Origin of the sequence: Aquiflexum balticum DSM 16537 (genome assembly GCF_900176595.1) — a bacterium.
GTDB lineage: Bacteria > Bacteroidota > Bacteroidia > Cytophagales > Cyclobacteriaceae > Aquiflexum > Aquiflexum balticum.
The window spans coordinates 5,163,623-5,178,664 of sequence record NZ_LT838813.1; the positions used below are offsets into that span (position 1 = coordinate 5,163,623).

Consider the following 15,042-nt stretch of genomic DNA (forward strand, 5'->3'; position numbering starts at 1 on the left):
CAAATCAGGCTACACCTTTATTCTGTTTTTTGGTTCAGTTTAAAGATATGAATTTGCAATTACACCCTCTTATATATTCCAATTTGCAAATTGGACAATTCAACCAAACAACCTAACGAAAGGTAATTCTTGGCGAATTGAATTATAAATTCAACATTATAGAAAAGCGTAGTTACAAACTACGCTTAGAGGTTACGTCATTCTACTCCTAGTGGGAGTAATCATTCGCTTTAATCGGCGGATATTGATACCCGATCCCTGTCAGTTCCTGTCCCTATCTCATTTTTTATCTTTTCTGCATCAAAAATCTTGATAGGCTCTCAAATCAGATTGCAAGTGATTTTTTCAGAGACTTCCCTTAATTTTCATTTTTTTGGAGACATTTTTATTTATCACCATAATGGCCATAGGCTCCTAAAATAGTCACCACGATTTTGGTCCCATCAATCAAATAAACAAGCCTGTGCTTTTTATCTATCCTTCTTGACCAAGTATTTTGCTGAAAATATTTGAGCCTTTCCGGTTTTCCTGTACCTGTTTCAGGATGTTCTTTTAGTTCCTGAATTAAAGAAAAAAACTTCTTTAAAATCGCCTGATTTCCTGTTTTCTTCAACTTCTGAATATCCTCCAACGCCTCAACTGTAAATTCTATCTCAAAAGTCATATACCGAGGAGATCCTTCAATTGCTCATCAGACAACTTCACTGTTTTTCCCTCGGAATAAGACTGAATGCTTTTGGCCAATCGTTCCTGAACGACAGGGTTATCAAATAATCGATCATTTTTTATTTCGTTTGAAATTTCATAGACCTTGTCTTTCCCTCTCTGAATGATCACTCGCTCATTCTTATCGATCAGATCTAGATATTTTTTGAGATTTTGTCGGAATTCTCTAGTGCTTATTACTAACATGATATTAAATTTTATGTACACAATATGGTACACAAAATTAGATAGAAAAGTTCAGAATTCCATGCTGATGGTGACTTTTCAAGTTTTTGGTCCGCCTTAGCACTTTGTTCAGAAGTGAAGTTCAACCCACTGGATGAAGTCAAACGTCTGATGCTGGACTGGGTGGGTTTGCAATTATACCCTTTTATCTTTTCCAATTTGCAATTGGACAATGTAACCAAACAGCCTAACGAAAGGTAATTCTTGGCAACTTGAATTACAAATTCAACATGATAGAAAGGCGTAGTTACAAAATACGCTTAGGGCCAACACCAAACTTCAACTAGTCGGAGATTTCATCATTTAATAAAAAGCTGTGAACTACCCGGCAACCAGAACACGCCACAGCTCATTCCATATTCCAAAAATCCCATTGGCCCCATTTAAAGAAAAATATTTTATCTTTCATGGGATATTATTTACTTTCAGGCTTTATTTCTTTCTCCCTATTACCCCTCAAGTATGAAAATTAATTTCACAGTATTTAAGACCGGACTTCTTGTCCTGATAGCTGCTTTTACACTTTTTTCCTGTCAACAGGAAGCCACCAAAACTGAAACCATCGATAACCCTTTTTCGGGTCCAAGTCCCTGGCCGGAAATCCGTAAAGAAAGAATTCAGAAACTTCTTCCCGAAGCCATGAAAACTGCCGGTGTGGATGCTTGGGTCATTATTTGTCGGGAAAACAACAATGACCCCATTGCACACCATATAGGCGGAGAAAATGCAGGCGGTACGGCACTCTTCCTTTTCTTTTTGGAAAATGACCAGGTAAAATCTGTCGTGTATTCTCCCATTGGCGAAGCTACTGCCCTGGCTGACCTGAAAATCCATGATGAGGTTATTCCTGTGGAAAGAGGAAATTCTGCCCTTACAGATGCATCCATGTTTTTGCTTGCTAAGGATTTTAAAAAAATAGCTGTTAACAGTTCGTACGAAAATGCCTTATCAGACGGTCTCAGCTATACCCAAAGGAAAACCCTTGAAGAAGTTCTGGGCAATCAGGCTGACCGGATGGTGTCTTCCGATGACCTGGTCTATGAATGGCTTTCTGTCAAACTGCCCTCTGAAGTAGAGATTATGACCAAAGCTGCTGAATTGACTGCTAAATGGCAATACGAGGCCTATCAACAGGTCATCCCCGGCAAAAGTACAGATGCCGATATTGCAAGATACCTCAAAAATAAAATGGCAGAATATGGAGTCAAAGATGGTTGGTCTCCCGATCAAAATCCAAATGTCAACTCCGGACCTGACCGGGGACATTCCCATGCCACCGATAGAGTCATCATGCCCGGAGATGTAATCCAAACGGATTTTGGGATAAGGGTTTGGGATATGTGGGTATCTGATATCCAAAGATTTGCCTATGTACTGAGGGAAGGGGAAACATCCGCCCCTGATTCAGTTCAGTTTTATTTTGAATCCTCCATTGGCGGCAACAGGATAGCATTGAAGGCCATGAAACCCGGGGTCTTGGGCTATCAGGTGGATAAAGCCCAAAGAGACTGGATGGCCGAGAGAGGCTCTGAATACGTCATGTGGAGTACCGGACATCCTGTGGGTTATGTTGCCCATGATATTGGTCCAAGTCTTGGCGGAGGTTTACTGCCCGACCCTTCCGTCCGACCTGCAGCGATGAAGCCCTTAAAAGAAGGGATGCTTTTTGCTTTTGATGGTTTTCACGCCTGGAAACTTCCCCAAGGTGGAACCAAAACCATGTCAGTGGAAGAAACTGCCGTAGTAACCAAGGATGGTGCGAGGTATTTGATTGCGCCACAGGAGGAATTGATCTTGATCAAATAATAACGAGGTATTGTATAGTGCTTATCCACTTCCTTGAAAGAGGTGAAATCCAAGGCTATTTGGATTAGGGCCGATTTAGGTATATTTTCGACACAAATTCCGGATTTCAATGGTCAGATTCATCACCTCTTTCTTTTTTTTGGTATCTCTAGGTCTATTTTTCAGCGTATATATATCTCCTGAGTACTTTCCCTATGTAGGGTTAATTACCCTGACCATACCCTTATTATTGGTAATTAATGCCTTTCTGTTTTTCGCTCTGCTCTTTTCAAAAAGAAAATTGGTGATTCTACCTTTAATCGCATTGATCTTGGGATGGAAATTTGTAGGGGTGACAGTTCAGGTACGCCCTGTCCCCGAAAACCCCGAAGGTCTGTCCGTTTTAAGCTATAATGTGCATATGTTCTCCTATAGCAGAAATGGGGAAGACAGGTCAACAGTGGGGCAAAACCTTATCAAATGGCTCAAAGAGAATCCTTCGGACATTAAATGTTTTCAGGAATTCTACCAGGATGTCACCACTCCATCCAGAAATACCATCAAGCAATTGGGAACGGAAGAGGGATATCACTATTCTTATCAAATCATTCAGGGCAATCCAAGGCGGAGGTCTTTTGGAATGGTCATTTTCAGCAGATATCCAATAGTCAATGAAGGTGTGGTTTTGGACTCCCGAAGTACCAACGGGATTATTTTTGCGGATATAAAAGTGGAAAAAGATACCATCCGGATTTATAATGCCCACCTGGAATCCATGAATATTCCTTCAGAACAACTGAATAACCTCGATGGCATCAAGGATAATTACAAAAAAACACTTGGTAGACTTAAAAGGGGTCAGGTGGCAAGGGCTTCTCAATTAGAAGTACTCTTGGAACATATGGAAAACAGCCCTTACGAGAATATTCTTGTGGGAGATTTTAACGACGTTCCTTACAGCTACACCTATTTTACCTTAAGAAGCAAGATGAACAATGCTTTTGAAAAAGCAGGAAGGGGTTTTGGATTTACCTATAATAAGGTTTTGTTCTTTCTGAGAATCGATAATATTTTTTATGATGAAAACATTGATATTCAACACTTTAAAACCCACAGGGAAGTCGATTATTCAGACCACTACCCTATCTCCGCCGTGTTCAAATTAAACCAATCTCAAGCACAAGACAATCAGGGTCTTGAGGATTGAAAATCGGAGATTTTTTTGATGTTTTTGAAAGGTATCAATAGTATCGGCAACAAGAGCAAATCGGCCAATAAGGCGAAAATCAATGCCATACTGATAAGCAAACCAGTGTAATAGGTAACACCGAATTCACTTAAAGTCAAGACTGAGAATCCTGAAACCAAAATAGCCGAGCTCAGAATGATTGCTTTTCCGGTTTCAAGGTAAGTCCTTTTTAAAGCATAAAACCAAGATTTTCCCTCGGACATTTCAAGCCTCAATTTGGACATAAAATGTATACTGTCATCCACAGCAATCCCGAATGCGACGGTAAAAAGTATCGCAGTGGTAAGTTTCAGTTCTACACCCAAAATCCACATCAAACCAAATAGCCAAAGTAAAGGGATGATATTCGGAACCAATACAACCAAAGACATTCTCCATGACCTGAACAAGAAGCCCATGATCACTGCTACAATTACAAAAGCAATCCCAAAACCTTTGCCCATCTGCTTGGTGACACTTTCGTGACTGATATCGATCAAATGGGAAGTTCCGGACAACTTAACTTTCAATTGTCCTGGGTCAATTTCATTTTCAATAAAAACTTTCAGGTCCTTATTTAACTCCTTGGATTTAAGGCTCCCCATATCTTCCGTCCTTGTAGATATTCTCCCTCTTTTATAATCCGTGGAAATCACCTTAGAAGGAAGCGATTCAGAAGCCTTCTCAATAAAATCCTGCATTCTCAACCACTGCCCTTGACTTGGGATAGCATAAGCTTTGGGATTACCTGAGTTTTGGGCCTTATTCAGACCTTTGACCAAGGTCACCGGAGAAAGAATTGCCGCACTGGAATAATGGTTGGCAATAAATTGTTCCAGTTTATCCAATTCCTTAAGGGTTTTCAATTCCATTAACGTCTCAGTCTTGTCTCCTGCCTCCACATAAAATTCCAAAGGTTTGGAACCACCAAAAACTTTATCAAAAAAGTTGAATTCTTCCACAAGCTCATGGTCCCGGGGAAGGTTATCCAAAATATAGCCATTGACCTTGACTTGGCTGGCAGCAAACACCGAAAAAGCGGAAACCAAAATAAACATTAAGACCACAAGCCTTTGGTTGTAAAGTGTCCAAAGAAAAAGATTTCTCATTCCCTTATGCCATTTTTCAGCTAAATCCATACGGGAAGCTGTTGTGGAAGGAGCGATGAAATACAATAGACCCGGCCCTACCATTACCACCGCACAAAACATCAAAATCACCCCGATTCCGGTATATAAACCAAATAATTTCAAACTTGGAATACTAGTGAAATACAGAGAAATAAATCCCAAGGCAGTTGTAAGACAGGTCAAAAAAACCGCTAGAACCAATTCTGAAAATGCTTTTTCAATGGCCTTGTCCTTTTCGACTCCTTTTCTCAAAAACTTTAAATAATGATTGAAAAAATGCACCAATGCTGCCAAACCAATGACAGACAGTATGGTAGGTTGCATCACAGTCATTACATCCAAAGGCTTTCCGGTATAAAGTGAAAGCGAAACAGTCCAAAGAATCCCAAAAGCCAAAACAACAACGGGAACTAAAATTCCCCACCAGGATCGGAAAATCAGGTATAAAAGAATTACAATCAATAGAAATGAAACCCCAAGGAAAAAAGCAAATTCCTTTTGAAGTAGGGAAACAAACTCGCCCTGAGCCTTGATTTTACCGGCCGAATAATAATCCTCGATACCTGAATCTTCCAGAATTGATTTAATGGAAGCATAGAGTAGGTCTCCATCCTCCTTGCTGATTCTTTGCTCATTTTTCACGATAAGCAGCAGATATTTGGAATCCTGACTGATCAAATTGCCCCTGAACTCCTTCGACTGATGAATCACATTTCTTGATTCTGCCAGTTGTTCCGGATTACTCCAATCAAGCAGTCTATCATACCGGATACCAAATGCATTGATGATGGGCTCCTCTAAGTCCAACAGGGATACTGTTTTTTCCACGAAGGGAAGGTCTTGAATAAGAGAATTGGCGTTACCTGCTTTTTGTAAAAATATCGGATCAAATATATCGGGAGTGTTTCCCAAAGCGATCAAAAGGTAATCATTGTCATTTTCAAATTCATTTCTGAATGTTTGATAAAAGCTTAATTCCGTATCGTCCTGAGGGAAAAAACTTTCAAAATCATAATCAAAAACAACCTTTGGCCGGAAAAAAAAGATAGCCAGTGTCAGAGACACAGCAATACCCAAAAACAAAAATGACGTCTTTTTTTCAAACATACACTCCCGAAAGATACCTGAAAGGATCGAAATTGTTTTGACTTTTTTGAAAATTACCCTGGGAATTTATGATGAGCCGCTTTCCTAATTTTACTTATCTTACTATCTTGGCAGCTTCAATTCCCTCCCCTATATCATGAAGCAATATCACGACTTGATGCAGCATATTTTAGACAATGGTGTGAAAAAAGAAGACCGGACCGGTACGGGCACATTAAGTGTTTTTGGGTATCAGATGCGGTTCAACCTTCAGGATGGCTTTCCTGTTGTAACCACCAAAAAACTACATTTACGCTCCATCATCATTGAACTGCTTTGGTTTCTGAAAGGTGATAGTAACATCAAATACCTGAATGACAACAAAGTCAGTATATGGAACGAGTGGGCTGATGAAAATGGGGACTTGGGACCGGTTTATGGCTACCAATGGAGACATTGGCCCGACGGCAAAGGTGGTGAAATAGATCAGATCAAAAACCTCATTCATCAGATCAAAACCAAGCCCGATAGCAGAAGACATATTGTCAGTGCTTGGAATGTTGCAGATGTGGATAATATGGCCCTTCCTCCCTGCCATACTATTTTTCAGTTTTACGTTGCTGAAGGAAAACTATCCTGCCAACTTTATCAGCGCAGCGCGGATGTGTTTTTGGGAGTTCCATTTAATATCGCATCCTATGCTTTGTTCACCATGATGGTGGCGCAGGTCTGTGGATTAGAACCCGGGGATTTTATCCACACCTTTGGAGATGCACACCTTTACAGCAACCACTTGGAGCAAGCAAATCTCCAACTCAGCCGTGAATTGAGGCCCCTCCCTACCATGAAAATCAATCCGGAGGTAAAGGACATTTTTGAGTTTAATTATGAAGACTTTGAATTGGTAAATTACGATCCCCATCCACATATCAAGGCAGCTGTAGCAGTTTAGTAGTTTTTAATGGTGGATCATGGTTTCTAGCCGATAGATAATTTTCTCGGCAATGGATCTTTGTTCAATTCAAAAAAAATTGCGCCGGTGATTTGATCTCTTAAAATGTCAGATCAAGATCCAAAGAAGTATGGAATGATTTACCTTCAATCTGTCCAATAAAACTTAACCCGGTGACATTTGTTGTAAAAACAGTTTCAGCATTCAATAAATCTTTTGGCGAAAACTCCCCTTCCACTATTTCACGGGAGTTATGCTTTAATTTTTCAATAATCAGTCTTCTCCCTACCCCTGCAATACAGGAACACTTCAAAGATGGAGTAAAAAACACCTGATCTTTTACCCAGAAAATGTTGGATGAACCTGCTTCGGATATCATGTCGTCAGTATTGGTCAAGATCACCTCGTTCATTCCTAATTGAGTCCGTTCCAGATTGGCCAACACATAAACCAAAGCGTTCATGGTTTTACAATGACTCCAGTTTGTTTTCGGTACTTTAATATTCTTACTGAAGTATGCCTTGGATTTAATTGGGGTTGCCGAATGAAATGATTGAATCTGTAGACTTTCATTGGCAGCATCAGTCTCAGGAGTGTACTTACCCTGCCCACCCCTAAAAACATTCCACCTGATCCTCAATAAAGTTTCCTTGCCGAATTTATCCAAAAGGAGGTTTTGGATATCAAGCAGAGATGTCAAGCTTGTTTTATCCAAACCAATAACATCACAGCCATTCCATAATCTATCCTCATGAAACTCCCTATGAGACAAAATTCCGTTATTGAAAACCATGGTTTCAAAAAGACCATCGCCATAAAGAAACCCCCGATTATGAAAAGAACTATCACAATCCTGCCATTTCCCATCGGACAGTTTATAATATGAAAGTGTATTGAAATCGTTCATTAAATTGTTCATTATTGAACATTTTGTTTTTTTCGTTACAATTTGGTGATGTTAATAATTATAAAATATCAAAGATTTTTAGCTTTTAGTTGATTTTGAATAGCAAAAACAGATATCAACTCCAAAATACTTGTTACTTTAGCACGCAAATTGAAAAGAATTTTGTCACATGGCAACAAAGAGCAGTATTTTTGATATGATCGGTCCGGTGATGATAGGTCCTTCCTCTTCTCATACAGCAGGTGTAGTCAGAATAGCTAGGGCAGCCATAAGGGTTTTGGGGGGAATTCCGGATTCAGTTGTTATCACATTTTACAATTCGTTTGCAAGAACTTATGAGGGCCATGGAAGTGACAAGGCTATCATTGCAGGTTTATTGGATTTCAAAACTGATGATGAAAGGATCAAACTTTCTTTTGACATTGCGAAAGAGAGGGGACTTCAATACACTTTCAAATCAATAGGTAACGCCTCGGTCTATCATCCAAATACCATCAAACTGAACCTAAAAAAAGATTCAAGAGAGGTGGAAGTAATCGGTGAAAGCCTTGGCGGTGGTATCATAAATATAGCAGCAGTAGACGGTTTCAAATCGAATTTCTCAGCCCAATCCTATACCTTGATCATTAAAGCTGATGATATTTCCGGTGCCATTGCATTCATTTCCTCGGTCATTGCACAAGAAAAGACAAATATTGCTACCATGTCAGTATCCAGAAAGGGCAAAAATGATATCGCATGCCATATCATCGAGATGGATAGCGGAATCAGAAAGACCACCATAGATTACTTAAACAGCCTTACCTGGATAAAAGAACTGATTTATATTCCTGAAATAGATAAATAATGAAAAAATTATTACTGATTACATTTTTGTTAAGTGCTTTTACAAAAATCGAATTAAATGCCCAAAATTTCGATCCTACTGCTTTGGATCTGGAAACCTGCATTGAAATTGCTTTGGAAAATAACCTGACCCTTCAACGGAGTCAGACGAATCTTGGCATAGCGGAAGCAAATTTAATTGAGAACAGAGGTCAAAGAATTCCTACTTTTAGTACCGGTGCAAGTACCGGTTATAGATGGGGCCGTTCCATTAACCCTGTTACCAACCTCTTTGAAAACAACCGGATCGGAAACGTCAACCTATTTTCAAATTCAAATTTTACCATTTTTGCAGGGCAACAGATTACCAACTCCATACAGCAAAATAAAATAGATATTGAGGCGGCTCAGTACAATGTCTTATCTACTGAAAATACCATTACGCTGAATGTGATAAATTTTTTCATCAATGTAGTATTCAACTCCGAGCAATTAAAAATAGCTCAGAATCAATTGGAAACCACTGAGGCGCAATTGGAAAATACCACCAGATTAGTGGACGCAGGTTCTCTTCCTTTGGCCAATAAACTTGATATTCAGGCGCAGTATGCAACCAATAGGCTAGAGGTCATCAATGCTGAAAATACCCTAAGGATTTCAAAACTCAATCTTGCCCAAGCGCTTCAAATCCCATTCAGTGACGATTTTAATGTTCTTATCCCCGAATTGGATGCCGGGAATTATTCCATGCTCGACAAGGAAGTTGATGAAGTTTTTGAAACTGCCTTAACAATAATGCCAGAAATCAAATCTGCTGAATTGGGTGTAGAAAGTGCCGAAGTTGGTGTCAAATTGGCCCAAGGAGGTTATTTCCCAACCTTGGGAGTTGGCGGAAGTGCATTTTCAAACTATATCGATCAGCCAAATTTCGCGGGTGTAAGAGACAACTTCTCCACTCAGATCGGAAACAACTTTTCCTATTCTGGTTCATTTCAATTGAACATACCGATTTTATCTAATATGCGGAATCGGGCCAACGTGCAAAGAGCACGATTACAGAAAAGATTGAGTCAGATTCAGGAAGTCGAAACCTACAATCAACTCAGGCAGGATATAGAAACCGCCTATACCAATGCATATGCTGCCAGACAATCGTATCAGGCTTCACTGATAAGAGTGGCTTCGCTGGAAGAAGCTTTTCGTATAGCTCAACAAAGATTCGATGCCGGAGCCATAAATTTTGCTGATTACCAATTGGGGCAGAATAATTTCTTCAATGCCCAGGCAGATCTGATTACATCCAAATACACTTATATCTTTCGTGTAAAAGTTTTGGATTTTTATTTAGGAAACCCTATTAAACTATAATATCACCTTAAAAAGTCATGGCTAAGAAAAAATCAAACAAGCTTATTTATATTCTTTTGGGAATTTTGGCAGTTGTCATCATTTTCGCTGTTATCGGAAGATCCCAAGGGTGGATTGGAGGAGAAAAAGAAGTGGGTGTTGAAATAACAACTGCAAAAAAAGTATCAATTACTGAAAAAGTAAGTGCCTCAGGAGTAGTGGAGCCTGAAATCGAAGTGAAGATGAGTCCTGATGTAGCGGGAGAAATTATTGAATTGAATGTAATTGAAGGGGATTCTGTCAAAATCGGAGACCTTTTGGTCAAAATCCGCCCTGACAACTTCATCTCGGCACTCGACAGATCAAGGGCAAACTTAAATCAAAATCAGGCCAATTTAGCCCAGTCCAAAGCAAATCTGAAAAGAGCTGAGGCGCAATTTGTGAGAGCAGAACTGGAATACAAAAGAAATGAAGGCCTTTACAAAGACAAAGTTATCTCTGATGCTGATTGGGAACAGATACAATCAACATTTCTTACCGCGCAAAATGACCTTGATGCTGCTAAGCAGTCGGTTTTGGCAGCTGAATACATAGTAAAAAGTGCTCAGGCCACCGTCAACGAAGCTGCTGAAAATCTAAGGCTTACAAATGTCTATGCCCCAGTAGACGGAATTGTTTCTCAACTATTGGTTGAAAAAGGAGAAAGGGTGGTAGGAACACAACAGATGGCAGGAACTGAAATGCTCCGCTTGGCAGACCTGAACAAGATGGAAGTGAGGGTAAATGTAAATGAAAATGATATTGTCAGAATCAGTTTGGGTGATACTACAATCATTGATGTGGATTCTTATTCATTTTCAGGAGAAAAATTCAAGGGTGTAGTGACCTCCATCGCCAATTCTGCCAATGTAAAAGCCAGTCCTGATGCAGTTACAGAATTCGAAGTGAAGATCCGTATCATCAATGAATCTTATGCTGACTTGATAACAGAAAAAAATAAGTATCCTTTCAGACCTGGAATGACTGCTAGTGTGGATATCATCACACAGAAAAAAGACAACGTACTTTCAGTACCACTTTCGGCTGTGACCACAAGAGAAGATCAAGCTGACACCTTACCTGATCGTACTACAAAATTGAAAGAATTGATTTTTATAGTTGAAGACGGGAGGGCAAAAATCAGGGAAATCAAAACCGGTATTTCAGATTTTGACAATATTGAGGTTCTGGAAGGAATCACTGAAGGTACTGAACTGATTTCAGGTCCTTATTTTGTAGTCAGCAAGCAATTGAAAGATAATGATCCTGTCAAAAAAATCAAGGAATCTGAAGCTGAAAAGTCAAAATAATATTAGGCTACTTAAAGCAAAAAAGCCCTTTTTTTGAAAGAGAGGGCTTTTTTTTATAACCTCCAATTTCTTAATTTAGAATACACCAAGTGGACCGGTAACCCCATCACTGTGAAAAAAGAGCCTTCAATTCTTTCGACAGCAACAAATCCGATCCATTCCTGAATCCCATATGCACCTGCCTTATCCAAGGGGGAAAAACGGTCAACATAATAGGAAATATCTGCATCCGTCAATTCCTTGAAAAACACCTTGGCTACATCCGTATGGGTTTCAATGTGTTGATTATCCATGATGGTAATGGCAGTAAAAACCTGATGCGATTTACCGGAAAGTTTTTTTAACATCTCCTTCGCTTCAGCATGATCAGATGGTTTTCCAAGAATACACCCTTCAAGGACTACAATGGTATCCGAGGAAATGATAACTTCTTCATCAAGAATTTCACCCTTAAATGCCTTCGCTTTCTTCTCAGAAATGTATCCTGCAACTTCCTCAACAGATAATTCGGAAGGGTAAGTTTCATCGGTATCTTTTGTCCGAACCTCAAACTTTAGCCCTAATCCTTCCAGTAATTCTTTCCTTCTGGGGGATCTGGAAGCCAGAATGACTTGTCTGTTTTCCAAATTGATCATGGCTGAAAAGCTTGATAGGGGAATTTGAAATCATCTTCATTTACAGATGCAAACAACAAACCCGATACGGTCTTGGGATAGAAATAGGTTGATTTCTGAGGCATGGTAAAGCCGGATTTGCAGACATCTAAAACCTGAGACATAGCCACTTCCTTGGTAATGACCGCAAAAGAAGCCTCACCGGAATTCACCTTGGCAAAACATCTGTTCATATTTCTTTCGTACTCGATATTGTCCGAAAATCTTTGATCCTGAAATGCTATCCCCAATACTTTTTCAATGAAAAAATAATGCAAAACCATCAATTCCACCTCTTTGACAACATCAGGAATCTCCATTCCGAATTCAGTCATTTTCTCCGGTATCAATCTTATTTTGTATGCATTATCCTTGAAAACCAAGCCAAAAGCCCATTTTTTTTGAAGGATGAGCTCCCCTATTTCATCGACGTCATTCAGTTTTTTTACAGTAAAAAATCCCTCAAGCTTTTCCAGAATTTTTTCCTCTGACATCTCAATACCAAAAAAAAGCCTATGGGTAGGCAGGATTTTCAAATCTTTTGAAAGCGCATTGGTAAAATACATCATATGGTAATTATAAGCTTCATTCCCCGTATGAGATGGATTGGCCTCTTTTTTTTCTTTTCTGTAAGTGATGGCACTTTGATACCGGTGATGTCCATCCGCCAAAATGACCACCTTGTCTTTCATGAGTTCTAAAAATTTCCTGATGATCCTGGCATCCTGGATAACTCCCAACACCTCCCTTACACCTTGGTAATCCTCTAGATCATAAATGGGGTCTTTTATCGCTGCATCCATATAGGACTCCAATAATTGGGTGGGGTCCTCATACAAACCATGTGTCGGGCTGGGCTGAAATTCCGTACTTTTCAGCAATTCTATCCTGTCCGAAACAGCCTTTACAATGGTATTTTCATGTCTTAAAACAACCTTTTCATCCCAATCATGGGCTTTGATCTGGGCAATAAAACCCTTTCTACAGGACTCTTTAGTCTGACCTGGAAATTTGAAATACTGGTAATAAACATAAATACCCGGAAGCTGGTCTTGTATGATTATTTTTTCGAATTTCCATTTTTCCAAAACCATTTTGGCATTAAAGGCCGGATTTTCACCCAAAGGAACAGAAACATGGATACTGTTATTCGGGTTTTCATACAAAGCGAGCCTTTGTTTTTCGGAAACTACATCAAACAAAGGGGAGGTAAGTTCATCCAGATTGGATTTAAATCTTTCATGATACCTCCATCCTTTTATTGGTAATATATCAGCCATCAGATTAGTCTGTTTTTCCAGTTGGTACGCTGAGACAAAGCAGTATCTTTACTTATTGCTCCTTTAAAACCATTCTTTTTCTTCTCAAAAATCTCCACAGCAAACCCTGAAATAAGGGTCAACTCCTCCTCAGTCCATTTGATTTCCAACTTCTCGGGAGAAAAATATCTTTCGACAAATTTAGTGTCGAATTTTCCACTGACGAATGACTCATGCTCCATTACAAACCGGCAAAATGCCAGCGTGGTTTCAATTCCTGTGATTTGATAATCGGCTATGGCATTGATCATTTTTTGGATGGCCTTTTCTCTTGTTTCATCATGTACTATCAATTTGGCAATCATAGGGTCATAATAAATAGGAATATCCATTCCCTGCTCAAATCCATCATCCACCCTTATCCCGGGACCATGTGGGCGGATATAGGTCTGAAGATTGCCTATATCAGGAAGAAAGTTGTTTTTGGGATCTTCGGCATAAACTCTTATTTCCAAAGAATGACCGTTTATTTTTAAATCATCCTGAGAAAAAGACAGGGGAAGTCCTTCTGCTATCAAAATCTGTTCTTTGACTAAATCTTTACCGGTGATCATTTCAGTCACAGGATGCTCTACCTGAAGCCGGGTATTCATTTCCAAAAAGAAAAAATCAAGATGTTCATCGACTATGAATTCTACTGTTCCGGCACCATAATAATTACAGGCTTTTGCCACCATGACTGCAGCTTGGCCCATAGCCTGGCGCATCTTTTCTGAGACCACTGGGGATGGTGCTTCTTCAACTACTTTTTGATGTCTTCTTTGGATGGAACATTCTCTTTCGAAAAGGTAAACCGTATTGCCATGCTGATCTCCGAGTACCTGGATTTCAATATGTTTTGGGGAAGTGATATACTTTTCGATGAAAACAGCCCCATCACCAAATGCAGACTGTGCTTCAGAAATTGCTCTGTGCATCTGCTCTTCAAACTCCTGCTCATTTTCTACTATTCTCATGCCTTTCCCTCCACCCCCGGCACTTGCTTTGATCAATATGGGATATCCTATTTCAGCAGCTTTTATTTTTGCCTTGGGGATATCGGAAATCGCTTCATCTGTACCCGGAACCATCGGGATATCGTATTTGGAAACTGCATTTTTTGCCGCCAATTTACTCCCCATTACCTCAATGGATTGCGGTGATGGACCGATGAAAATAATGCCTGCATCAGTTACCATTTTTGCAAACACCGCATTCTCGGAAAGGAAGCCATATCCGGGATGAATGGCATCCACTTGAAGATTTTTACAGGCCGCGATTATCTTTTCAGCATGGAGGTAAGATTGATTGGAAGGCGGCGGACCGAGGCAAACTGCTTCATCAGCAAACTTCACATGCGGGGCATTTCGATCTGCTTCACTGTACACCGCAACAGTTTTGATACCCATTTGCCGGGCTGTCCTCATGATCCTGAGGCTTATTTCTCCTCTATTGGCTACTAAGAGCTTTTTGATTTTTGGCATATTCGGATTTTAACATTAAAAAAGCATAATCTGCGAAGTAAATGAAA

Annotated in this window: 13 protein-coding genes; 6 read left to right on the top strand and 7 right to left on the bottom strand. The window is 39.7% G+C overall.

The window, feature by feature from the left end; translation table 11 throughout:
* Positions 1–385 precede the first annotated feature (385 nt).
* Both B9A52_RS21855 and B9A52_RS21860 read right to left on the bottom strand, forming a co-directional pair.
* A complete protein-coding gene (locus B9A52_RS21855) occupies positions 386–664 on the bottom strand; it encodes a Txe/YoeB family addiction module toxin (RefSeq protein ID WP_084122733.1) in 279 nt (92 codons plus the stop codon).
* A complete protein-coding gene (locus B9A52_RS21860) occupies positions 661–912 on the bottom strand; it encodes a type II toxin-antitoxin system Phd/YefM family antitoxin (protein ID WP_084122734.1) in 252 nt (83 codons plus the stop codon). The genes B9A52_RS21855 and B9A52_RS21860 overlap by 4 nt, the downstream gene beginning before the upstream one ends.
* 501 nt (positions 913–1,413) lie before the next feature.
* Here B9A52_RS21860 and B9A52_RS21865 point away from each other — a divergent pair.
* Positions 1,414–2,757 carry a M24 family metallopeptidase gene (locus tag B9A52_RS21865; RefSeq protein ID WP_084122735.1) on the top strand — a complete coding sequence of 448 codons (1,344 nt, stop codon included), beginning with the start codon at positions 1,414–1,416 and terminating at the stop codon, positions 2,755–2,757.
* Positions 2,758–2,866: 109 nt separating this feature from the next.
* Entirely contained in the window at positions 2,867–3,943 is a 1,077-nt protein-coding gene (locus tag B9A52_RS21870) for an endonuclease/exonuclease/phosphatase family protein (RefSeq protein WP_084122736.1), read from the top strand.
* Here the strand turns inward: B9A52_RS21870 and B9A52_RS21875 are convergent.
* On the bottom strand, positions 3,925–6,201 hold the full coding sequence (locus B9A52_RS21875; RefSeq protein ID WP_084122737.1) for an efflux RND transporter permease subunit: 2,277 nt from the start codon (positions 6,199–6,201) through the stop codon (positions 3,925–3,927). The two genes, B9A52_RS21870 and B9A52_RS21875, sit on opposite strands and share 19 nt — an antisense overlap.
* A gap of 136 nt (positions 6,202–6,337) precedes the next feature.
* On the opposite strand from B9A52_RS21875, the gene B9A52_RS21880 reads away from it, so the two are divergent.
* Positions 6,338–7,132, top strand: a complete 795-nt coding sequence (locus B9A52_RS21880) for a thymidylate synthase (protein WP_084122738.1) — start codon at positions 6,338–6,340, stop codon at positions 7,130–7,132.
* A gap of 100 nt (positions 7,133–7,232) precedes the next feature.
* On the opposite strand, the gene B9A52_RS21885 is transcribed toward B9A52_RS21880, so the two are convergent.
* Entirely contained in the window at positions 7,233–8,051 is an 819-nt protein-coding gene (locus B9A52_RS21885; protein WP_231955356.1) for an aminotransferase class IV, read from the bottom strand.
* Between the two features lie 157 nt (positions 8,052–8,208).
* On the opposite strand from B9A52_RS21885, the gene sdaAB reads away from it, so the two are divergent.
* Genes sdaAB through B9A52_RS21900 form a run of 3 tightly spaced genes read left to right on the top strand, consistent with a single transcriptional unit; the run spans position 8,209 to position 11,560 of the window.
* Positions 8,209–8,886 (top strand): L-serine ammonia-lyase, iron-sulfur-dependent subunit beta, encoded by a 678-nt coding sequence (sdaAB, locus tag B9A52_RS21890; protein WP_084122739.1) that lies wholly within the window; start codon positions 8,209–8,211, stop codon positions 8,884–8,886.
* Complete coding sequence (locus B9A52_RS21895; protein ID WP_084122740.1) at positions 8,886–10,232, top strand: TolC family protein; 1,347 nt, start codon at positions 8,886–8,888, stop codon at positions 10,230–10,232. The genes sdaAB and B9A52_RS21895 overlap by 1 nt, the downstream gene beginning before the upstream one ends.
* Before the next feature lie 17 nt (positions 10,233–10,249).
* Positions 10,250–11,560, top strand: a complete 1,311-nt coding sequence (locus B9A52_RS21900) for an efflux RND transporter periplasmic adaptor subunit (RefSeq protein WP_084122741.1) — start codon at positions 10,250–10,252, stop codon at positions 11,558–11,560.
* A gap of 53 nt (positions 11,561–11,613) precedes the next feature.
* On the opposite strand, the gene B9A52_RS21905 is transcribed toward B9A52_RS21900, so the two are convergent.
* The 3 genes from B9A52_RS21905 to accC are packed head-to-tail and all read right to left on the bottom strand — an operon-like array spanning position 11,614 to position 14,995.
* On the bottom strand, positions 11,614–12,195 hold the full coding sequence (locus tag B9A52_RS21905; protein ID WP_084122742.1) for a Maf family protein: 582 nt from the start codon (positions 12,193–12,195) through the stop codon (positions 11,614–11,616).
* Positions 12,192–13,493, bottom strand: coding sequence for a DUF1015 domain-containing protein (locus tag B9A52_RS21910; protein ID WP_084122743.1), 1,302 nt, complete (start codon positions 13,491–13,493; stop codon positions 12,192–12,194). The genes B9A52_RS21905 and B9A52_RS21910 overlap by 4 nt, the downstream gene beginning before the upstream one ends.
* Positions 13,493–14,995 (bottom strand): acetyl-CoA carboxylase biotin carboxylase subunit, encoded by a 1,503-nt coding sequence (accC, locus tag B9A52_RS21915; RefSeq protein WP_084122744.1) that lies wholly within the window; start codon positions 14,993–14,995, stop codon positions 13,493–13,495. Before accC ends, B9A52_RS21910 begins: the two co-directional genes overlap by 1 nt.
* Positions 14,996–15,042 lie beyond the last annotated feature (47 nt).